Source organism: Actinopolyspora xinjiangensis, assembly GCF_900104475.1.
Classification (GTDB): domain Bacteria; phylum Actinomycetota; class Actinomycetes; order Mycobacteriales; family Pseudonocardiaceae; genus Actinopolyspora; species Actinopolyspora xinjiangensis.
The window spans coordinates 70,830-91,908 of sequence record NZ_FNJR01000001.1 but is presented as its reverse complement, the minus strand read 5'-3'; the positions used below and the strand labels follow the sequence as shown (position 1 = coordinate 91,908).

Here is a 21,079-nt window from a genome sequence, read left to right as displayed (position 1 = left end):
CATCGATCGTGAGGGGGATTCATGGTCAAGTTCTGGCGTCGTCCGTTCCGGCAGAGCGGTGAGACCAAGATCTTCGTCGCGAACGCGCTGGTCGTGGTGGCCGCCTCGCTGATCACCGCCTCGCTGGCGCTGGTGCTGGAGGACCTGTTCCCGAGAGATCCGAGCGACGGCTACGTCGTGCTGACGCGCTGGGGTGTGGGTATCGCGGCGTTGGGCGTACTGCTGTTCGGGCTGGCCTGGCGCGCCCGGTTGCATCGGAGGCTGGGCACGCTGTTCTACGTCCACCTGCTCGACGAGTCGATGCCGAACTGGCACGAGCACTCGCTGGACGCCGCGCGCAACCGCCGGATGTCGATGCGCTCGGTGGTTCGCTGGGTGGATCTCAAACAGCGCACCAGCGGCGGTGTGATCGACGTCGTGGAACCGTGTCACGAGATCAGTACCGCTGTGGAGGAGGCCATCAACAGTGATCGCGACGACACCGGCTACACCGTGGCGCCGAACATGCTCTGGCCGATGGCGCTGACGGTCGGTGCCTACCTGCCTCACCCCGACAGCCTGCGGCTGCTCGAACTGCAGCCGAAGAGTACGGAGGAGGAGTTCGCCCTGGCAGGACGGCCCCGTGTACGCAGCAGTTCGGTGGTGCGGCGGCTCGACGGGCAGTCCCCGCCAGGACGGGTGGGGGTGTGGTTGGCTTGTACACCCGCCGCATGGAGATTCAACGAGAAGAGCTCTCAGCGGTTCCGCGAGTTCGGGGTCAACCACGTACACACCATCACCCATCCGGACGCGAGGTTGGCGCGGAACTATTTCCCGGAACTGTCCGGTACCGACATGGGGCATCTGGGAGAGGAGATCGCCGCGCAGCTGGTGCGTATCAAGCACGAAGCAGGGGAGCGGGAACTCGTCCTCGTCGCGATGGCCCCGAAGGCGGTGATGCTCGCCGTCGGGTGGCACCTCTCGCAGCACGAGTGCCGGTTCTTCCACGGCACGCACTTGATGTACTACGACCGCGACGACGACAGTTTCATCCCCGTACGGGTGCGGGAATCGCAGCCCACGACGCCGCCGTTTCCTTCCGAAGTGGAGGATTCCGTCCGGAGCGAGGAATCCGACCGGAAGCCCGAGCGGCCGAGCGAGGAGCTTGAAGCACTCCCCGCCGAGCCGGAGGCCGAAACGGTTCGCGACGGTTGACCGAGGCCGCTTCCCCGTTGGTCCGAGCCGTCCGGCGCGGCGATTTCGTGGGAAATCTACGCCTCGCCGAAGGGAGTAAGGAGTGCCGAATCAGCCGATGCCGCCGCACCGAGTGGTTCTCAACGGGCACTCGTGCTGCTAACATCCCAGCGCAGTGAGTGTAGGCCCCGCACGCGCGGGGATGGACCGGCGGGAAACGCCTCAGCGGGGAACACCGGCAGTAGGCCGCGCGCACGCGGGGATAGACCGTCTGGCCACTGTGGTGGTTGGTGTCGGCTGCCGCAGGCCCCCCGCGCGGGGCGAACCAGCGCTGCGTCACCACCACGTTGGCGGCGGCGTTTTCTCGGCGAAATCCAGAGCTGTGAGCTGGCGTCTTACGCAGTGTTCGGTCGCGGTTGCCGAACTCGTGGTCCGAACACCATGAGCTCCCAGGCGACTGTGTTCCTCAGTCACCTGGCCTTGCTACGCTTCCCCGATCCTGTGCCTCCTGAGTGCCGACCACCCTCGATCAACCGGGCAACAGGCGCCTTACGTCGCGAACCGCGTAGTCACTCCGTGAGGAGGCATTCGAGTGCATCGCGGGGCCTTTCTTGATATGGCCGGACCACTGGATAAGGCCCGAGGTTTAGAAAGAACCGGGAGAAGTGGAACGCGAGCGTGTACAGCTGCTGGTCACAGCATCGGGGACGAGTATGTACTCGGTACCTGGAGCTGGCTGAGCAGCAATCTGATCAGCTGTGACGTTCGAAGTTTCCCGGCTCTCCCGTAAACCCCTGCTGCATCCGAATCACCGACTCACGACACTAGACCGGTCGACATGGCACGCGGAGTTTTTTCGGCGAGGGGTCCCCGATATTCCGCAGCTCCGCTGTTGTGCCGTGTGAACACCAGCGTGAGAGCTCCTGTCGTGAGTGCGCCCAGCGGTATGAGCGGCAACAGTAGGATGCACAACATACTCGACGGAACACCACCGAGCAGCATCGATGCTGCCAGGATGATCGTCCCTGTCAGCAGTGCGGCACCGAGGAAAATTTTCTCACGCATCCGATTCATCTCGAACACCCTAAGAAAACAAAACAATTCCTGATGATGTTAACGCAGTCAAAGCCGACACGCAAGCTAGCACAACGATAGCCTTGCTGTTACCGTTTTTGTCTCGTAAATAAAATAAGATTATGGCAACGAGGCACAAAAGGTTGACGAGGAGCAGCGTGGACACGGCGGGCACGACGATCAGTGGCCTCCCGGAGGAGTGGTTCCGCGTTCAGGATACTGTACAGATTTAGCAGACGTTCCGAGTGGCGAACGCGTAGATCGCCGAAGCAACCTCCCAGGTACACGTTGCGGCTGGTATCTGTCCAGTCGGTTTGATATAAATATTTCCTTGCATGTCTTTTTCGGTGATAAACGGTTGACCGTTCCGACATAAGATATGAAATATCTGTGAAAAAATTGATCGACCATTGAAGGTTATGCACAGAATCGCTGACCAGGGGGTTTGCCACAGAGAAGGAGACAGGAAACTCCTCCCCGGAGAAGGCTTCCCCGCTGGGAACAACTCCGGTCGGGACTCTGGAGAAATGAAGTCTCCCCCTTTTAATCACGCACCTGCATAACCTTCATTAAATATTACTCATATTTCAGAGTTTGGTTCGAGCGTCTATCACCAAGTTTCCTTCATTGTCTTCTCCTCTTACTGTTTCCTCGTTCGCTCCTCCTGTTGAAACAAATTCGTGTATCTCCAGGCTGGGCATTTCTAGGTTGTGTGCTCTTCCGTCCGGGAAAGTTAGAGAGTACAGGATGGCTATAGGCTGCTTTTTTCGAGTCAAAAACCGGGCAAGCATATTTGGTGTTTCATGGAAAAAAAGTATTATCTTCGCTGTGTTTTCTTCTATCCTTTGGATATCATGAAGGAAAAATCTTTCAGTTAGTTCCTCGTTTCTGTTTTCTGCGGATTTAAGATCTAGAGAGGCAGCCTCGAGATCCTTCTTTAGAAGCAAGAAAGATTCATCGGCGGGCGATGATCGCTTTGGGTTTTTCGGATTTGAATTATCCGAATTAAAATATTTACCTGTCATGATAGCCTTCCTTAAAATACGGAGTCAGCTACGCTCGAAGCGTAGCTGACCCTAATGAATCATCAACTTGGCCGAATTATATCCTATTCACTTCACTCGGGCAAAGTTTCTTTCCTTCACAGTATGCCGTAATGACACCCACTCGGAGGCCGTCAGGGCTATTGCTCTGCATGCAGTAGGAGTATGTGTCTCTGTTTGAACCAACTATGATTTTTTCATCAATATAGACACCGTTAGGCGCTTCTCCTACAATGTGACCAATAAAGCGAGGACCGCGTGGGTGACTATGGTAGTGCGGGGTACCACGTCTGACTGTTTTAGCGACCAGATCGACACTATTTATATTATGCTTCACTGAGTACTTAGCATACCCAAAACCGCCATCGCAGTTAGGTCCATTTCCCTTCCAGCCATAGCGAATTGGGTTAGTATGACCATTTCTATCACTTGGACTGTCCATGATGTTCCATGGATCAGTGGCTTTAGCAGAATTCCCTGAAGAGTTATTCGTCTCCTCAGATGATCCTAATTCATATTCGGATATAACCGCGCTGGATGCCTCTTTCTTGGGGAGCCCGATATTGATTTTGCTTTCCATTTTGTCTTTGTATAGCTCGTACTGTTCCTCTGATAGTAATTTTAGCTCGCCAGTGCTTCCTGCTCCTTGCTTACCCTTGGTTTGCTCTTCTGCTAGTGCTGTTCCTGTTGGGGCCGCGAAAGAAGTTACTAGCAGCAACCCTACGGCGATCGATGTGCGCTTAAGTTTAATCAATATTATTCAACTTCTCTTTGCGGGTGATTTTATACCGTATCTTTAATAGAAAAATAAGCGAGACTAGACAAGAGGAAGTGATCTACACTGGATTTCTCATTTTGGGTGGGGCCCCTTAAAGTGAAGACCAATTGTGCTGCGTTGTCGGGCTAGTCGGTGACCAAATTCGCCATTATCTGAGGAACTGGATGTCGATATTTACGACACTGGTGGTGTTCCCGGAGTATTACCGGATCCATCTGACACAGAAGCAACTTGCCGCATTGCGAGGTACGAGTCAGTTCAATGATCTCGCGCATGCTGGAACGGATCGAGCCAGTCCTGGACGAGGTCGCCGAGTGTTTCTGTCCGGATCCTCACGACAGCGAACGAGCCCCGCCTTCCTCGACGAGTTTCTCATCTCTATGGAAAACCGATGTGATCAGCACGGACTTTACTCCGGCACACATCGTTGTTCCGGGATACGAACCTACACTGTCGCTTATCTCGACGGGACTGTCCTGGCCACCACCGAGATATATCCCGGTGCTACCCCACGACCTGACAACATTTCGGAGTTCCTCGCGGCACTGGCACCCGAATCATCCCAACACGATTGGGTACCTCGGATATCTGGGCAGCGCCATCACGCATCCCATCAAAACACCAGGGGCGCGACTTCGGTCGTGACCGAGAAAATTCAACACTCGTTTGGCTTTTTTGCTATCCCGTGGAACGTTGCGTCACCCACCTGAAAACTGGAAAGTACTAGAAACACGGTACCTACGTCCTCTTGTTCGCCTTCAACTCCACCTGCAATCGTCTTCGGACTCGGACATCTAATAACCACCTGGTGTAAAATTTAGTGCATAATCTTCATTGAACTCTGCTGAGCTCTTTTTGTTGCAAGATCAATAATTGCAGCGCTCATGCGGCCAGGACAATATGATGTGATGATCAACACGATGGTTCACTTTCGTTTGACAGTATCCAAGCTAGAGCAAGATTTGCTCAAATCCGTAGAAACGGACTTCGAGTGGAGTAATTGCGATCCGCTATTTGTGCGAACAAGTTGATATATTCCTCTGAAAGAGTGAGTTGCACGTCACCAATCAGTTTCCTCGCTTCTTAGGAAAGTCTTTCTGCTCATGTGCAAGCACACGAGGAACCTGCACTGACCCCCTTGCCGTCGTCTCATGCCAGGGAAAACGAACTGTGAGGGCGATGAGCGGACACCGTGGCGGTCCGGCTCATCTGGAACCTGCCCCTTCATCAGAGATAGTCACGGACGGTGCGAAGCACCGGCCTTCGCTCCGAGGTTCCTCGTGTCCGAAGAGGGCTAACACGAGGGGAGTAGCTTCAGGTGCTCCTGTGCATCTGAACTTTTGGGAGCCAGGCTCTGCTGAGCCGACGACTATACGAGGAGTAGCAGATTCATGATCCTCAATGCCGCTGTCGCCAACGAAGAGTTCAAGAGTGCGGAGCAAGGGGAGCTGGTTCAGGAACTCGTTGAGCGGCTTCTCACTACTGACTACTCCTCGTGGGAGTCGTGGCTGTACGCGAGAGAGACCTTCATTAATCCTGCTGAGGTGGACGAGGATTGGCTGACCCTCACGAAGCGACCCTCGCCGTCGATCCCGAAGCGGGTTACGCAGCGATCCGTTGGTTCGGTATGGATCCTCCGGAAGGGCTGTACGTTACCCACAACTCGGAGGTTGAGCCTCAGGTGGATCTTCTCACCGATGGCGGTACTCCGAACTACTTCCCGCGTTCCGCTGCTCTGTCACTGGGCGATATCAGGAAGGCTCTTCTCGAGTTCGTCTCCACCGGCAAGCGTCCTGCGGGAGTCAACTGGGAGTGGTTCGACAGGCTGTAAGGAACCGACGAGTACTACCGGGGGCGCATGTTCGGTGCGGCTGGTGAGGTAGGCTCCGCGCGCGGCAGCGGGGACAGTAAAGCGCCTCCGGAGTGCTGAAGTGGTCCGGAGGCGCTGTATTGCTGGTGGGGTTCAGTTGAAGCGGTCGGTCTTCACCGTGTCGATGAACGCAGCCCACTGTCGGCCGGTGGTGGTGAAGTACCCGGCCGAGCGGTCCTTGGCGTCGCGCACTGCCGCGCCGTCGTTGACGCGGCCGACTTCGACGCAGGCGGACTGCTGTCCGGAGTAGCTCGATTTGCGCCAGCCTTCGGGAAGTAATGTCACTGCCGTGCCTCCATTTTGTCGGCGTATCGGCCGATGACGTCCAGGGATTCCGCGGGATTCATCGCTGTCTGCCGGAGGGCATCGGCTGCGTGTACGTAGTCTCGGATGTCGTCCTCGTCGTAGAGGAACGCTGATGATCGGAAGTGTTCCAGGTTGATGATGGGGGCTGCTTTGGGGAACTCGAACAGGATTAAGGCTCCTTCGAGGGTGAGGTGCCATTCACTGTGGTCGCTGGGTACGACCTGAACGGTTTGAAATTACGTGGCCATCGGCGCGCGGGTAGTGCTCGTCCCCGGGAACAGCGAGCGCTACCCGGTGGCGCCTCGCCGCTCCGGCAGTCCGCATGCCGTGCACCACGTGTGCCCAACGCACCGCGCTCCCCGGAGCAACCAGCGCTCCCGACAGAGCACAGCGCGGCACCGCCGATCAGCGGCCCCCACACCACCCCGGCAACCGGTCGGCCAGCCCCCAGTCAGCCCCTCAACCGTCCAGCGCCCGCAGCGCGGCCCGGTGCAGCGCGCCGTTGGAGCTCAGCGCGTTGCCGCCGTCGAAGCGCGGTTCCCCGGCCAGGTCGGTGAACCCGCCCCCGGCCTCCTCGACGATCACCTGCGCCGCCGCGAGGTCCCAGGGGTTGCCCAGCGGCTCGGCCGCCAGGTCGATCACGCCCTCGGCCACCAGGCAGTGGTGCCAGAAGTCCCCGAACGCGCGGCTCTCCCAGCAGCTGTCCACCAGTCGCAGGTAGTCCTCGCGCCGCCCCAGCTCGGTCCAGCTTCCCAGGTTGGTGGTGGAGACGTAGGCGTCGCCGAGCTCCGCCACCCCGGACACCGAGATCCGCTCCGCGTCCTCCTCGGTACCGACCCGCCGGAAAGCACCCTGACCGGCGGCGGCCCACCAGCGCCGCCCCATCGCGGGCGCGCTGATCACACCGACCACCGGCGTCCCGTTCTCGACCAGCGCCAGCAGCGTCGCCCACGCGGGCACCCCGCGCAGGAAGTTCTTGGTCCCGTCGATCGGGTCGATGATCCAGCTGCGCCCGGTGGTGGCGCTGCCACCGCGCTCCTCGCCCACGACGACGTCGTCCGGGCGGTGCTCGGCCAGTTCCGCGCGCACCGCGTCCTCCACGGCCACGTCGGCATCGGTCACCGGGGTGCGGTCGGGCTTGCTCGTCGTCCGCAGGTCGGCCGCCTGGAACCGGGCGGTGGTGATCTCGTCGGCACGGTCGGCCAGGCGCTGCGCCAGCTCGTGGTCGGTAACTGCGCTCACAGCCGCAGCCTATAGACCACCGCCGCCACACTCGTCCGGCGGTGCCTACCGGGGGGCTCCGCGGTCGCCGGACTCTCGCAGCTCCTGCGACCCCGACCAGGCAACCGGGCACCCGGCCGGGCGGCGACTTCCCGCGAAATCGCCGTCCCAGTGCGGCTGTGTGGGCTCCGAGCTCCGTCGATCTCCCACGAGATCGCCGCGCCCGAGGGGGAGATCACCCTCCGCGCTCGGTGCTCGCTCGGCGACACACCGCCTCGGGGACTCCGAGTGCAACTAGGCTGGGAGCCGTGAGCGTAGTGCTGCTGGCCGAGGATGATCCAGCCATCGCGATGCCACTGTCCAGGGCGCTGCAGCGGGAAGGCTACTCGGTGCGGGTGCTGGAGGACGGCAACGCGACGTTGCGTGAGACCTGCGCGGGAGGTGTCGACCTGCTGGTACTCGATCTCGGTCTTCCCGGGATGGACGGACTCGAGGTGTGTCGTCGTCTCCGCGCCCGAGGCAGAGGGACGCCGGTACTGATGCTCACCGCGCGCACCGACGAGGTGGACTTCGTGGTCGGGCTGGACGCGGGCGCCGACGACTACGTGGCCAAGCCGTTCCGGCTGGCCGAGCTGATGGCGCGCATCCGCGCGCTGCTGCGGCGGAACTCGCCCGAGACGCTGGAGGCGGGCGGGGTCCGGCTGGAGCTGACGGCCCGGCGGGTGTTGGTCGACGACGAGGAGGTACAGCTGGCCAACAAGGAGTTCGAGCTGTTACGTGTGCTCATGTGGCACGCGGGCGAAGTGGTCACGCGCGAGGAGATCCTGGAGCAGGTCTGGCCCGAACCCAGCCGCAAGGGCAGTAAGACACTGGACATGCACATCTCCTGGCTGCGCCGCAAGCTGGGCGACGGGCACTACCGGACGGCCGAGCAGCGGATCGCCACGGTGCGCGGTGTCGGTTTCCGCTTCAACACCGACTGATCCCGCTCCCGGACAATCGGGGAGCGGGCGACCGGACCACCCGCGCCACCAACCCAGCGCCTCCGGGTGGTCGCGGCGCGGAACCATCCCGACAACCCGATCGGAAAAGCCCAACCAATGCGTAAACGACTGCTGCAGGCGACCCTGCTCGCCGTCGCGGTCACCGCGTTCGTGCTCGGCATCCCGCTGGTGATCAGTGCCCTGAAACTGGTCGAGGACATCACGCGCGGGGACCTGTCGGGCAGGGCGCAGCAGATCGCCACCCGCCTGGACGAGCAGGTCGCGGCCGGTGAACCGATCGAACTGTCCAACGTTCGGCTGGTGGTGCCCGACGACGCCCGGCTGACCGTGCGAATCCGCGACCGTACCTACACCTACGGCACCGATCCGGGGGCGAATCCGCTGGTGGAGACGGTGTCCATGGTGCAGAGCGGTACCGTTCGGCTGGCCGTGCCCAGCGGCCCGGTACGCACCCAGCAGTTGCAGGTCGCCGGAGGGATCTCGCTGCTGGCGGTACTGTCGGCGGGTACCGGCGGTTTCGTGGCGATCGTCACCGCCCGCAGGCTCGCCGACCCGCTGCGCCACGTGGCCGACCGGGCCAGCCGGCTCGGCGCGGGCGACTTCCGGCCGGACCCGAAGCGGCACGGCGTGCCCGAGCTCGACCGGGTCGCCGACGCGCTCGACGCCTCCGGGGCGGCGCTGTCGCAGCTCATGCAGCGGGAGCGCGAGCTGGTCGGCGACGTCTCCCACCAGCTGCGCAGCAGGCTCACCGCGCTGCAACTGCGGCTGGAGGCGCTGGCCGAGACCGACGACGAGGAGACCTCGGAGGAGGCGGGCGCCGCGCTGGAGCAGGCCGAGCGGCTGTCCGGGGTGCTGGACGACCTGCTCGCCGCCGCCACGGCCGCCCGGGCACGCGACGCCGAACCCCTCGACGTGTCGGCGGAGTTGTCGGGGGTAGCCGAGGATTGGCGGGAGCAGTTCCGTGCCCAGGGGCGTACCCTGCGGCTGCGGATCGAGAAGGGACTGCTGGCCAGGGCTACGCCCGCGCGGCTGCGCGAGGCGATGGGGGTGCTGCTGGACAACGCGTTGCGGCACGGGGAGGGCACGGTCTCGTTGACCGCCAAGTACGGCAGCGGCACCGTGCTGGTGCAGGTGGCCGACAGCGGCAGCGGGGTTCCCGAGGAACTGGTGCCGCACGTGTTCACCCGAGGTTTCTCCGGCGGTGGCTCGACCGGGGTGGGGTTGGCGCTGGCCCGAGCCCTCATCGAGGCCGACAGCGGTCGGCTGGAGCTGAGCCGTCCGGCCACCTTCGAGATCTACCTGCCGGTGGCCAGGGCCGACGACGTACTCGGGGTCCCGTGGCGAACCGACTCCACCCCGCGTTGATCCCGGTGAACCGTGCCGACCCCGGTGGGGCGCTCTCGGTGAACCGCGTCGTCTCCGGTGGTTCGTCCGCCCGGAAGGCCCGTTCGGGTGCTCGTCGAGCCGGTCCGCAACGATGTGACGATCGTCATCGGTCTCTCGTTCCGGCCTGAGCCGCGGGCAGCGGTTGTTACCGTCGTGATGATCTTTCTCGCGGAGGTGCCCCGGTGACGATGCGGAACCGCGCATGCGGGTGAAGCTGGTCGTCAGCGGTCTGCTGCTGGGGGTGCTGAGCGCGTTCGCCGCGTGGGCGGTGCACTGGTCGTTCGAGGATCACCAGGAGGCCACCTACGAGCTGCCGGGCGCGGTGACCAAGCTGTCGCTCGGTCACGGGCCGCAGGAGGCCACCCGGGCGGACAGCATCGAGGCGGCGGTCGAGTTGCGCGAGTTCCTCGCCGAGCGCTCGCTGGCAGTAGTCATCGCTCCCGCCGGTGACGGCCCGCCCCGATTGGTGGTGGCCGATCCCGGGGATGCGCTGCCCTGGTACACCCCGCCGAACCCCATGAATAAGCACGAGCCGGGACGGGCGCGGCGGGGCTACGTGTTCGAGGGCACCTACTCGCAACGGCAGTGGCGGCGGGGGAGCTCCCCCGCGCTGGTGCCCGAGGAGGTCGAGATCGTCGGCACGGTCTCCCCGCCCGAGGATGCCGGGGACCTGCAGTACGTGCGTCCGCTCGGCGACTACCCGTTGCCACCCGGCCAGTACCTCGTCAACACCGACGACCCCGGGAAGCTGGCCGAGATCCGGGACATCGCGTATCGCGCCGGTTTCGCGGACTTTTCGACGGAGCGCGTGCCGTTGTGGCGGCACCTCCGCGATGACCCGTTGGTGGGAACCACCGGCGTGCTGCTGGGCGCCGGGTACCTGGCGGCGGTGCTGTGCTGGACGCCGGGGCTGCGTGACCGGGCCGGTGAGTTCGCGATCCGGACCCGTCACGGCGCCACTCGTGCCCGGTTGGTGCGGCAGGTGTGGCCGCGCGGTCTGCCGTTCCAGTTGTTGGGGATCGCGCTCGGGGTGGCGATCACGGGAGTGCTGGTGTCGCTGGTCGGTCTCCGGCCACCGGATCGGATCGACTGGCTGGTCATGGCCGCTGCGATCACGGGAGGGCTGCTGGTGGCGGCGCCGACGTGGCTGCTGGCCGCCGTGCTCGGAACCCGAGTGCGAAGCGGGGTGGGGCGTGCCGAGTGAATTCCGGGGCGGTGTCCGGATGGCCCTGCGGCGCCGGCCCACCATGCTGTCGCTGGCCGCCATGATCGGGTTGGCCTGCGTGGTGCTGGCCGTGCTGCTGGCCGACGTGCTCGTCCAGTTCAAGGCGCTGCGCGGCGGCCACGAGCTGCGCGAGCGCGGTGCCGTGGTCTTTACCCCCTACTACGGCAGCAACGGTCCTACGGCCGTATCTGAGCGAGAAGTCACCGACCTCGTCAACATGATCCGTGCGGAACGCGCCTACACCGCCGTCATCAAGAATGTGCGCGTTAATAATCCCCAGTTCGCAGGCGGAACCCCGACCGTGCTCTTCATCGGCTCGGAACTCGAGGAGACCGTGCCCGACCTGGAGCTCTGCGAGCCGGCTCCCTGTGCCATGCGCGGTGCCGAGGTTGCCCAACCGGCCGAGCCGGTCGAGATCGCGGGCCACACCTTCACCACCTTCGAACGACTGTCGCGTTCCGCCGCCCACTTCGAGACCCATCTCGGCGCCGTACCGCTGGACGAGCGGGTGGTGCTGAACCTGCCGCCGGAGAGCCTGCCCCGGCTCGACCGGTACGAACGCGAGGAGGCGATGTCGCGGGCGGTGCTGCTGGACGTGGGTGACTCCGAACTCGACAGCTACCTGGCGGGCAACGCGGCGGGCGAGCTCTACCTCGTCCCGCACCGCGTCGCGGTCGACCAGCCGAAGCGGCTCTCCGGGATCATGGTCATGTCCACGATGTATGTCGCCGGGCTGGCGGCCTTCCTCGCGCTGGTGCTGCTCGCGTTCGCCGTCACCGCGCGGCGGACGCTGCACCGGGAGCGGGCGGTCTTCGCGATCCGGCGCACCCACGGTGCGAGCGGCGGACACCTCGCCGTCCGGCTCGCCGGGTTCGTCGGCGTCGTGGTCCTCCTCCCGCCGCTGCCGCCGCTGGTCGGGCTCCTGCTGGTCGGTGGTCCGCTCGCCTCGGCGGCGGGGTGGATGGCGGTGCTGGTCGTGGTGATTTTCCTGGGGCTGTGGGGCTGGACCGTGAAGCACCAGCGCGGACACGAGCTGAAAGGCCGGTGAACCGATCATGGCACTGCTGGAGGCATCCGGGCTGTCCAAGACCTACGGGCAGGGGCGGTCGCGTGTCGAGGCGCTGCACGGGGTGTCGCTGTCGGTCTGGGCGGGCGAGGCGGTGGCCATGATGGGGCCTTCCGGCTGCGGCAAGTCCACGCTGCTGAACCTGATCGGGCTCACCCTGCCGGTCACCAGCGGCCAACTCCTCGTGCGTGGTGAGCCCGCACCCACCCGGGAACGGGATCGGGCACGGCTGCGCAACGAGTTCTTCGGTTACCTCCACCAGGAGTTCGCCATCGTCGAGTCCGACACCGTCGCGGCCAACGTCACCATCCCGCTGGAGTACGCCCGACCGCGCGTCGGCAGGCGGCAGCGGCTCGAACGCGCTCGCCGGGCTGTGGAAAGCGTCGGGCTCGGCTGGGCACTGCGCCGCAGGGCCGCCGAGCTCTCCGGCGGCGAGCGGCAGCGGGTCGCCATCGCGCGGGCACTGGTCAACGAACCCCACCTGGTGATCGCCGACGAGCCCACCGCCGCCCTCGACCTCGCCACCGCCCGGGAGATCGTGACGCTGCTGCTGTCGGTGCGGCAGCGGGGCGCCTCGGTCCTGGTGGCCACGCACGATCCCCGCGTGGCCGAGCGGTGCGACCGCGTCGTCGCGATGTCGGACGGCAGGCTCGCCGACGACGACTCCGAGGTGCTCGCTGCCGGTACACCCGTCGATGCCACACCGACCGATCCCGCGCCCACCGTGTCCGGGAACCACGGCAGCGAGTAGCGCGGTATCGCGGGGAGTGGCCCGTCCGGGAAGTGATCTTCCGGGAGCGCGGTTCGGTGGGGGAATACTGTCCGGTCGGGAACGTCGTCCATCGGGAAGCGCTGCCCGCGGGCTGCAAGCCCGCTTCGGGGCGGTCCCGCCGTCTGGTCCGAGACCGGACCCGCCCCCCGGTGTCGCCGCGCGCCGATAATCCCAGTTCGGCGGCGGTCCGGGCGCGATCACGCTGTCACATGCTGTTGACCATGACTGTGAGGGCGATTACTTTTTCGGAATATCGGACTTGGTCCGGTATTCCAAACAAAAAGGATCTCGGTCATCCGAAGCAGGACTTGGAGCCCGCATGTCCCGATTACACTCGGCGGTCGGCCTGGCCACGGCCGTACTGCTGGGCGGCGCGCTGCTGCCGTCGGCTCTGGCGGAGCCAGCGGAAAGCTCACCGATCGACTACTCCCTGCGAGTGAACGCGGGGGGAGAGACCACGTCGATCCCCGACACCATGCACGGAGTCTTCTTCGAGGACATCAACGACGCCGCCGACGGCGGCATCTACGCGGAGCTGGTGCGTAACCGCTCCTTCGAGTACGACACCGTGGACAACCCCTCCTACACCCCGATGACCGGCTGGAGCACCACCTCGGTCGGCGGCGCCGAGGGTTCCGCCGAGGTGATCGACGACGCCCAGCGGCTCAACGAGAACAACCGCCGCTACCTGCGGTTGCGGCCGAACGCCCACGGTCGCGCCGCCTACGGGGTGACCAACGCCGGATACCACTCCGGGATGTCGCTGGAGCGCGGTGAGAAGTACGACTTCTCGATCTGGGCCCGCAGCGACCAGCCCGGCGGCACCCCGCTGACCGTGACCGCCACCGACGGCTCAGGCTCACCGGTCGGCCGCACCATGCGGATCAGAGTCCGGGGTGACCAGTGGACCGAGTACACCAAGACCTTCGTGGCGCACAGCGACACCGACACCGGTGGGCTGCGCGTGCTCGGACACGGTTCGGGAACCCTGCGGCTGGACATGGTCTCGCTCTTCCCACGCGACACGTTCAAGGGCGAGCCCAACGGGCTGCGCGAGGATCTGGCCCGCAAGATCGAGGCGCTCAACCCCGGATTCCTGCGGTTCCCGGGCGGATGCCTGGTCAACACCGGCAGCCACGAGTCCTACCAGGCCCCCGACTGGGAACGCCGCCGCTCCTACCAGTGGAAGGACACCGTCGGACCGGTCGAACAACGCCCCACCAACGCCAACTTCTGGGGCTACAACCAGTCCTACGGCCTCGGGTTCTACGAGTACTTCCGGTTCGCCGAGAACATCGGCGCCATGCCGCTGCCGGTGGTGCCCGCGCTGGTCACCGGCTGCGGTGAGAACGAGGCCACTCACGATCCCCAGCTGCTGCGGCGCCACATCCAGGACACCCTCGACCTGATCCAGTTCGCCAACGGCTCGGTCGACACCGAGTGGGGCGCCAAGCGCGCCGCCATGGGCCACCCCGAGCCCTTCGGGCTCACACACCTGGCCGTGGGCAACGAGGAGAACCTCCCCGAGGACTTCTACGAGCACTTCGAGAAGTTCCGCGACGCCATCGAGCAGCGCTACCCCGGGATCACCGTGGTCGCCAACTCGGGGCCCGACGACAGCGGAGCCGTCTTCGACCGCGCCTGGGAACTCGCGCGCGAGCAGGACGCGGAGATGGTCGACGAGCACTACTACAACAATCCCCAGTGGTTCCTGGAGAACAACCGGCGCTACGACTCCTACGACCGCTCGGGGCCGAAGGTCTCGCTGACCGAGTACGCCTCCGAGGGAAACAGGTTCTACAACGCGCTGGTCGAGGCGTCCTTCATGACCGGGCTGGAACGCAACGCCGACGTGGTGCGGATGAGCTCCTACGCCCCACTGCTGGCCCACGAGGACGATCCGCAGTGGACCCCGGACATGATCTGGTTCGACAACCACCGGTCGTGGGGCTCGGCCTCCTACGAGGTCCAGAAGCTGTTCGGCAACAACGTCGGTGACGAGGTGGTGCCCAGCGAGGCCTCCTCGACCCCGGTGGAGGAGAAACCGATCAGCGGTGCGGTGGGACTGTCCACCTGGAACACCAGCGCCGCTTACGACGACGTGCGGGTGACCTCCGCCGACGGCGAGACGCTGCTGGCCGACGACTTCTCCGGCGACGCCTCGAAGTGGAGTGGGCTCACCGGCACCGGCGACTGGTCGATCCAGGACGGGGCCTACGTGCAGTCGGACGCGAGCGTCCAGAACACCATGGTCACGGCGGGCGACAAGAGCTGGAGCGACTACGACCTGCACCTGACCGCCACCAAGCGCGCGGGCAGCGAAGGGTTCCTCGTCGCCTTCGGCGTCGAGGGCACCGACGACTACTACTGGTGGAACCTGGGCGGCTGGAACAACACCCGCTCCGCGGTGCAGAAAACCACCGCGGGCAGCTCGCAGACCGTGCTGTCCAAGGACACCACCATCGAGACCGGCCGGGAGTACGACATCAGGGTCGAGGTCCGGGGCCGGAAGGTGACACTGTTCCTCGACGGCGAGAAGTGGGGCAGCTTCACCGACGAGCAGAACGCCGAACCGTTCCGCCAGGTGGTCACCAGGGACGAGAAGACCGGTGAGCTGATCGTCAAGGTCGTCAACGCCCAGGACAACCGTGCGCGTACCCGGCTGGACATCGACGGCGCCCCGCGGCTGGCGAACACGGCCCGACTGACCACGCTCCAGGGCGACCCCCAGGCGGTCAACACCGCCGAGTCGCGGCCGATCAAACCCGAGAAGTCGGTGATCCGGGGCGTGGACGAGAACTTCAGCCACACCTTCCCGGCCAACTCGATCACCGTGATGCGGATCAGGACGCAAGGCAACTGACCGAGGGTTTCCGCTCGGCTCGTCCGTGAGCTCGGGTGGCGGGACCTCCCGGGCGGCTCTCGCTCCGCCGAGGCCCGACATCGGGTAGGTACTACACCACGTCGGGCCTTCCTCGCGAGAGCCGCCCAGGAGAACCCACGGCGGTGCCGACCGCGGGAGTGGTTGGAGTGCGGCCTACGGCAGTGGTGGGAGTTCGGCACCGCCGAGCCGAAGCATCACTCTCGCCAGTCACAACACGGAAAACCCCGCACAACTCGAAAAGCCTCCACGTCACTTTCTCCGAACAGGAGTACGACATGACGCAGAACAACCTGAATCGCCGCTCGCTGCTGCGCGGCGGCGGAGCGGCCGCGGCGGGAGCGGCGGCGGTTCCGCTGCTCGGCACCTCGGCGAGCGCGGCGACACAGCGGCCCGGCAGGGGACACGGGCAGGAGCCCGCCCGGGACACCGGCGTGCTGACCACCCGCGACCCGCTGATCGAGCGGCGCGCCGATCCGCTCATCACCTACCCCCACCGCGGCATGTACTACATGACCGGCTCGGTGCCCGAGTACGACCGCATCGTGGTGCGCGGCGCTCCCACCATCGAGGGACTGGCCCACACCGGTGAACGCACCGTCTGGCGCCGCCCGAAGTCCGGGCGGATGGGCGGCCACATCTGGGCACCGGAACTGCACCGCATCGACGGTCGCTGGTACATCTACTTCGCGGCCGGTGACTCCGACGACGTGTTCCGCATCCGGATGTACGTGCTCGAATCCCGCGCCGAGGACCCCCGCGAGGACGCCTGGGAGCTGCGCGGGCAGATCACCACGGCCTGGGACACCTTCGCGCTCGACGCGACCACCTTCGAGCACGCGGGTACCAGGTACTACGTGTGGGCGCAGGCGGAACCCGGCATCGACACCAACAGCAACCTCTACATCGCCGAGATGGCCTCCCCGGTGGCGATCAAGGGGGACCCGGTGCGGATCGCGGTGCCCACCGCGGACTGGGAGACCCGGGGTTTCAAGGTCAACGAGGGGGCCTACGTGCTGGTCCGCAACGGGCGGGTCTTCATGACCTTCTCGGCCAGCGCCACCGACGCCAACTACTGCGTGGGGCTGCTGACCGCCGACGCCCGGGCGAACCTGCTCGATCCGGCCTCCTGGACCAAGTCGCCCCAGCCGTTGATGGAGACCAACGAGGCCAACAGCCGGTTCGGACCGGGACACAACTCCTTCACGGTCGCCGAGGACGGCGAAACCGACGTCCTCGTCTACCACGCGCGGTCCTACCGCGAGATCGACGGCGACCCGCTGTACGACCCGAACCGCCACACCAGGGTGCAGAAGTTGAACTGGCACCCGGACGGGACGCCCGAGCTCGGGATACCGATCGCCGGGGGCGAGTCGGTGGTTCGGCTCTCACCGCTGGACAGCCCGGAGTCCTTCGTGCGGCACGGACGGGACGGCCGGTTGGTGGTCGACAGGGTCGCCGACCGCGTCGAGCGGAGCCAGTTCCGAATCGTGCCCGGATTTCTGGACCCCGGCAGGGTGGCGCTGCGCTGCGTCGACCTTCCCGACCACCACGTTCGGGTGAGTGACGGTTCCCCCGTGGTCGCGCCCTACGCCGACAGCGACGAGTACGGCCGGGCCAGCGGATTCATCCGGGACGAGGGGCTGGCCGGTCGAGACGGCGTGTCCTTCCGGCTGTCGGAGGACCCGCACAGCTACCTCGCGCACCGCGAGGGCAGGCTCGTGGTCGAGCGCCCCCGGAGTTGGGCGGACCGGCAGCGGGCGACCTTCCGACTGCGGTGAGCCGCCCGCCACGGCGCCGAGAGCTCTCGTCCGGCGCCGTGGTCGGGTTCCACGCGGTCCGCGCACGAAAGACGCCCCCCCGCGTGCGTGGACTTCCGGGTGGGGTCCGCCGGTCCCCACCCGGCTCCGGGGCGTGCTCACCCCGCGGCGGGACGCGAGACGTCCCGCTTCTCGTCCGGCCCGTTGCCAGTGTCGTTCGGGTCGTCACCGCGATCCCCGGCGGCCGCTCGTCCGGCAGCGGCTCGTCCGACGGGGAAGGGGGCGACGTTGCGACGTGCGTCGGAGTGCTCGGTGCTCTCCGGCTCCTGGGCGGGGAAGACCCAGCGGCGGAACGCCCACCAGCGGAAGGCCATACCCAGCAGCACGCCGAGCACCTGGCCCGAGGCGAAGTCGGCGATCTCCTCCACAAGCGGGGTGGTGTGGGGCGTCTGCAGGTGCAGCAGGTACCGGGAGATCCACAGCGGCGCGGCGTAGAGCCCGATCGCGATGCCGCTGAACAGGAAGTACAGGCTGGCCTCGTGGTGACGTTCCTTACCGCCGCGCTCCCGGAAGGCCCACTCCCGGTTGAGGACGTAGGAGACGATCGTGGCCACCAGCACGGCGATGACCTTGGCCGTGACCGGCTTGGGGGCCAGTACCGTCCACTTGAGCACGAAGAAGATCACCGTGTCGATGAGGAAGGTGCTCGCGCCCACCATCGCGAACTTCAGCAGTTCGCGGGAGCGCGGCGCCAGCTTCCGGAGCGGCTGGGGGAGTTGGGTGAGCACCTCGTCGTCTACCGACACCCGACGAGTGTACGGAGGGAGTCGACCACACCCCTTCCCACGAGGGACTCCTCCCCCAGCTCGGGTGGCACGACTCATAACCACCTCCGCGTTCGCGGCGGCGAGGACGCCCCGGGAACGTGCGTTTCCCGTGAGATCGCCGTGCCCGGGGCGAGGGTGCATCCGGTTCGCCACCACTTCCCGGTCAGCCGGACAGCAGCCGCCGGAGGAAGTCGCCGAGGTCACCCGCCCCGGAGGACTCGGACTCCTCCGGGGTGGGCCGCTCGGACCGCTCCGGCGGTCGGGACGGGGCTGGTGTCGGCTCCTCGGGAGCATCCGAGGAGGCGGGGGCGCTCCCGGTCTTCCGTTCGGAAGCGGCCGGTGGGGAGGTGTCCTTCCCCGATTCCCGCGGGCCGTTCCCACCGGTCGAGGGCTCCTGCTCGGACGGGACCTCGCCGGTGGGCTCGGAGCGACCGCCGGTCGTTCCCGTGGGGGCGGTGCCGTTCTCCCGTTCCGGTTCCCCGGTGGGGTGCGATCTCGGCTCCGGCTTCCGGGACGACTCCGGCGGCGGTAGCATCTCGCCGCGGTCCCGCGTACCGGGACGCCAGGAACCGGGGTCCGTCCACTGCGCCGTGCCGGACCAGCTGTCGGGAAACTTCCAGTGGTCGGGCAGTCGGGACCACCACGGCCGCAGGGTGATCCGAGCGCTGTCGGTCGCCTTGCCGAGTTCGGCCCTGACCGGGATGCTCGTCGGCCGCAGCCAGTCGGCGGGCGATTCGGACGCCAGCTCCTCCTCCGAGAGCGGGTGGAACGTCAGCCATCGCGAGTCGCACAGCCACACCGCGAAGTCGGCCGTCCGCCCGGGGCGCAGCTCCTCCGAACAGCGGAGGTTCGATCCCGTCCGCTCGCAGTGCTCGGGAACGCCCACCGCGCGGAGGCCCTCCGGCAGCTCGAACACGACACTCGCGCGCCCGGTGGTGTCGCCGGTGTTGCGGGCGTGCGCGTGCACCCGGGAGCCGCTCCAGGGGAACACCCCGCTCCAGCTGCTCGTCTCCAGCGCTATGCCGGGTTCGGTGCGTGGTTTCACCCGGACGCGCACCTCGGCCAGCGAGAGCGAGAGTCCTCCCGCGCTGGTGATGTCCACCGCGACCTCGCCGCTGCGGGCGGTGTGGTCCGCACGTACCCGGAAACCCAGCCGCAGCTCCTCGTCGGGACGCAACCCCCGCGCGCTGACGCAGGTCAGCGAGTCCCCCGTCGAGGTGCACCCGACCCGGGGGGGCGTCCCGTCGGTGGGGGAGGAAGCCTCCTCGCGGGGCGCCGGGCTCGCGATGCTCGCCGCCCGCGCCGAACGCGCCGTCACCCAGGCGGGGCCGGTGCCTGCGGCTTCATCCTCCGACCCCGGTGCGTTCGTGGCCCCGGGCAGCCGGGCGCCGATGCCTTCCGGCAGCGAGAGCCTGGCCGTTATCGGTTCGGAGAGCCCCTCGCCGTTGTTGCGGATCGTGATGGGCAGGTCGGCGGGATCGCCGCCCGCGACCAGGTGCACCGGCTGCCCCGGCCCCGAGGCCACGAGATTCGGTTCACCGGGCGTGGGAGCTCGAGGGGGAGCCTGTTCGGGACTCGGCTCGGGCGGTGGTTCCGGGACGGGTGGTCGTTCGGGCGACGGTTGTGGTGCGGGCGGTTCGGGACGTGGTGTGGGCTCCTCGGGGACGGGACGTTCGGGTGGGGGAGGGGATGCCGCCGCCGGGTTCGGCGGCTGTCCGCCCGCCGCCAGCCCCAGGGCGACCGCAACGACCATCGCGGCGGTGGAGGCGGTGGTGCCGAGGACCTGACGGGGCAGCGAGGTGGCCGCGCCCGCCGCCCCCGCCGCGCCCGCGGTGCCTCCCGCGGCGGTGACCCCGGTAGCGGCGGCCGTGCCCGATCCCCCAGCCAGATAACCCGCCGCGCTGCTGCCCAGCACGAACGGCGCGACCACCAGCCGCAGCCCACCGTTGATGTCCCCCAGCTCGGCGGCCAGCGCGCGACAGCGCGTGCAGGAGTCCAGGTGCGTGTCCACCTGCGCCGACTCCCGCTTGGACAATCCCCCGCGCGTCCAGGCGCCCAGGCGCTGCGCGGTGGCCCGGCAATGCTCCGCGTCCTCCTCGGTGGTTTCCAACTGTCCGAGGTGGACCTGCAGGTATGCCTGCCGCAACCCCTCGCGCGCCCGGTAGGCCAGCGCGGAGACACCGTTGGCGGTCAGTCCCAGGACGGGGGCCACCTCCGCGGGGGACTCCCCTTCGATCTCCAGGTGCCACAGCACCGTCTGCCAGCGTTCGGGCAGCCTGGCGAACGCCTGCGCGGCCAGTGACCTCTCCAAGCCCGCCACCGCCGGATCGGTGAACGGGACACTCACGTCGGCGCCCTCCTCGGCACCGACGTCGGCCGAGTACCGCAGTTTGCGGTCCTTGCGGGTGCGGTCGTAGGCCGTGCGGCGGACCGCCGTGAGCAGGTAGGCCCGGAAGGCCGTGTTGGGCCCCTGCCCCGAACGCAGGCCGGTGAGCACTTTCGCGAATGCCTCGGAGACGAGGTCGTCGGCCTCCGAGGAATCGTTGGCCACCTGGCGAGCCATGCTGTGGGCCGCGAAGCTGTGGCGTTCGTAGAGCACGCCGTACGCTGCCGTGGAACCCGAGCGGACGGCTTCGATCAGCTCGTTGTCGCCCGCGTCCTCGAATTCGTCAGGGACCGTCCCCAAACCCTGC

General features: G+C 66.2%; 16 protein-coding genes and 1 pseudogene. 9 read left to right on the top strand and 8 right to left on the bottom strand.

From position 1 onward, the window contains the following. The first annotated feature begins 21 nt into the window (after positions 1–21). Positions 22–1,194, top strand: coding sequence for a hypothetical protein (locus tag BLQ75_RS00420; RefSeq protein WP_092596079.1), 1,173 nt, complete (start codon positions 22–24; stop codon positions 1,192–1,194). A 795-nt stretch (positions 1,195–1,989) separates the two neighbouring features. Here BLQ75_RS00420 and BLQ75_RS23260 read toward each other — a convergent pair. The 3 genes from BLQ75_RS23260 to BLQ75_RS22875 form a co-directional block, all read right to left on the bottom strand. Then, the gene (locus BLQ75_RS23260; protein WP_170837248.1) at positions 1,990–2,247 is read right to left on the bottom strand and encodes a hypothetical protein; all 258 of its coding nucleotides are present in this window, start codon (positions 2,245–2,247) and stop codon (positions 1,990–1,992) included. Positions 2,248–2,834: 587 nt separating this feature from the next. Then, a complete protein-coding gene (locus BLQ75_RS22880) occupies positions 2,835–3,272 on the bottom strand; it encodes a hypothetical protein (RefSeq protein ID WP_139182865.1) in 438 nt (145 codons plus the stop codon). Positions 3,273–3,348: 76 nt separating this feature from the next. After that, positions 3,349–4,044, bottom strand: a complete 696-nt coding sequence (locus BLQ75_RS22875) for a hypothetical protein (RefSeq protein ID WP_139182864.1) — start codon at positions 4,042–4,044, stop codon at positions 3,349–3,351. Positions 4,045–5,623: 1,579 nt separating this feature from the next. Here BLQ75_RS22875 and BLQ75_RS00415 point away from each other — a divergent pair. Then, positions 5,624–5,899 carry an Imm1 family immunity protein gene (locus BLQ75_RS00415; RefSeq protein WP_092596077.1) on the top strand — a complete coding sequence of 92 codons (276 nt, stop codon included), beginning with the start codon at positions 5,624–5,626 and terminating at the stop codon, positions 5,897–5,899. A 132-nt stretch (positions 5,900–6,031) separates the two neighbouring features. On the opposite strand, the gene BLQ75_RS00410 is transcribed toward BLQ75_RS00415, so the two are convergent. The 3 genes and pseudogenes from BLQ75_RS00410 to hisN all read right to left on the bottom strand — a co-directional run bounded on the left by BLQ75_RS00410 (position 6,032) and on the right by hisN (position 7,486). After that, positions 6,032–6,223 (bottom strand): DUF397 domain-containing protein, encoded by a 192-nt coding sequence (locus tag BLQ75_RS00410; RefSeq protein WP_092596075.1) that lies wholly within the window; start codon positions 6,221–6,223, stop codon positions 6,032–6,034. After that, positions 6,220–6,462, bottom strand: a pseudogene (locus tag BLQ75_RS24025) (Scr1 family TA system antitoxin-like transcriptional regulator); the annotation flags it as partial. The pseudogene BLQ75_RS24025 and the gene BLQ75_RS00410, both read right to left, overlap by 4 nt. 241 nt (positions 6,463–6,703) lie before the next feature. Next, positions 6,704–7,486 carry a histidinol-phosphatase gene (gene hisN / locus BLQ75_RS00400; protein ID WP_092596073.1) on the bottom strand — a complete coding sequence of 261 codons (783 nt, stop codon included), beginning with the start codon at positions 7,484–7,486 and terminating at the stop codon, positions 6,704–6,706. Between the two features lie 287 nt (positions 7,487–7,773). Here hisN and BLQ75_RS00395 point away from each other — a divergent pair, with 287 nt between their 5' ends. The 7 genes from BLQ75_RS00395 to BLQ75_RS00365 all read left to right on the top strand — a co-directional run bounded on the left by BLQ75_RS00395 (position 7,774) and on the right by BLQ75_RS00365 (position 17,580). Beyond that, a complete protein-coding gene (locus BLQ75_RS00395) occupies positions 7,774–8,448 on the top strand; it encodes a response regulator transcription factor (protein ID WP_092596070.1) in 675 nt (224 codons plus the stop codon). 117 nt (positions 8,449–8,565) lie between these two features. Further along, positions 8,566–9,834 carry an ATP-binding protein gene (locus tag BLQ75_RS00390; RefSeq protein WP_092596069.1) on the top strand — a complete coding sequence of 423 codons (1,269 nt, stop codon included), beginning with the start codon at positions 8,566–8,568 and terminating at the stop codon, positions 9,832–9,834. A 223-nt stretch (positions 9,835–10,057) separates the two neighbouring features. Next, complete coding sequence (locus tag BLQ75_RS00385; RefSeq protein WP_092596068.1) at positions 10,058–11,059, top strand: ABC transporter permease family protein; 1,002 nt, start codon at positions 10,058–10,060, stop codon at positions 11,057–11,059. Then, positions 11,049–12,128 (top strand): hypothetical protein, encoded by a 1,080-nt coding sequence (locus BLQ75_RS00380; protein ID WP_170837247.1) that lies wholly within the window; start codon positions 11,049–11,051, stop codon positions 12,126–12,128. The genes BLQ75_RS00385 and BLQ75_RS00380 overlap by 11 nt, the downstream gene beginning before the upstream one ends. Positions 12,129–12,135: 7 nt before the next feature. Further along, positions 12,136–12,897: an ABC transporter ATP-binding protein gene (locus BLQ75_RS00375; RefSeq protein ID WP_092596066.1), complete on the top strand. Its 762-nt coding sequence runs from the start codon at positions 12,136–12,138 to the stop codon at positions 12,895–12,897. A gap of 340 nt (positions 12,898–13,237) precedes the next feature. Next, complete coding sequence (locus tag BLQ75_RS00370) at positions 13,238–15,781, top strand: alpha-L-arabinofuranosidase C-terminal domain-containing protein (protein ID WP_092596063.1); 2,544 nt, start codon at positions 13,238–13,240, stop codon at positions 15,779–15,781. A gap of 296 nt (positions 15,782–16,077) precedes the next feature. After that, positions 16,078–17,580 (top strand): family 43 glycosylhydrolase, encoded by a 1,503-nt coding sequence (locus tag BLQ75_RS00365; protein ID WP_092596061.1) that lies wholly within the window; start codon positions 16,078–16,080, stop codon positions 17,578–17,580. Positions 17,581–17,717: 137 nt separating this feature from the next. Here the strand turns inward: BLQ75_RS00365 and BLQ75_RS00360 are convergent, their stop codons facing one another. Both BLQ75_RS00360 and BLQ75_RS00355 read right to left on the bottom strand, forming a co-directional pair. Further along, complete coding sequence (locus BLQ75_RS00360) at positions 17,718–18,365, bottom strand: GtrA family protein (RefSeq protein WP_092596059.1); 648 nt, start codon at positions 18,363–18,365, stop codon at positions 17,718–17,720. Between the two features lie 184 nt (positions 18,366–18,549). Beyond that, positions 18,550–21,072, bottom strand: a complete 2,523-nt coding sequence (locus BLQ75_RS00355; RefSeq protein WP_092596056.1) for a sigma-70 family RNA polymerase sigma factor — start codon at positions 21,070–21,072, stop codon at positions 18,550–18,552. Between the last annotated feature and the right edge of the window lie 7 nt (positions 21,073–21,079).